Origin of the sequence: Facilibium subflavum (assembly GCF_003574485.1) — a bacterium.
Classification (GTDB): domain Bacteria; phylum Pseudomonadota; class Gammaproteobacteria; order Francisellales; family Francisellaceae; genus Facilibium; species Facilibium subflavum.
This window is the reverse complement of record NZ_QLIT01000387.1, coordinates 1-532: the sequence shown is the minus strand read 5'-3', so window position 1 is coordinate 532 and position 532 is coordinate 1. Positions and strand designations below refer to the sequence as shown.

Annotated in this window: 2 pseudogenes; both read right to left on the bottom strand. The window is 33.8% G+C overall.

Going from position 1 to position 532, the window contains the following annotated elements:
• Positions 1-108: 108 nt before the first annotated feature.
• Positions 109-264: pseudogene (locus DNK84_RS14095) on the bottom strand (MFS transporter); the annotation flags it as partial.
• A 17-nt stretch (positions 265-281) separates the two neighbouring features.
• Positions 282-532 (bottom strand): annotated as a pseudogene (locus tag DNK84_RS14090) (carbamoyltransferase HypF); the annotation flags it as partial.

The following is a 532-nucleotide window of genomic DNA, read 5'->3' as shown; positions in this document are numbered from 1 at the left end:
AGTTACTACTTCATGCTGGTAAATTAGAGTTTTTTGATGAAAAACAACAACAGAAAATATCAGTAACTGCTAAGTTAGACGATAGGTTTAATAAGTTTCTAGTGTAGTTTAGTCTTTAGTGTCTTTAATCATAAGTAGTACTATTAGTGATGCAATCATACTAACAACAAGTGTAGTGAAGGCAAAGTGATAAGAGCTTAGATCAAAGTATTTAATGTCAGCTGAGCTTGTATGTTGAGAGACTATTTCACCAGCTTTGTTGATATTCAGCGATAATGCTCTCACCCAGATATATTTGCACTTGTAACTATCAAAGCCAAATCATAAGCTTCATCTAGCCAGCTAGAGCCAGTAGGTTGGTTTAGCAGATGGTAAAAAAGGATATAATCAGTCCCTGTTGTAGGTAGCATAAAACCAAGCTGATTTATATTAGGTGCAATGGCTTTACTAATAATACTAGTAGAATGTCTTTTAAGTAAAGCGATAGGTCTAATAGTCGTGTTTAGTAAGTCACTTTGTTGTTTGCTAACTT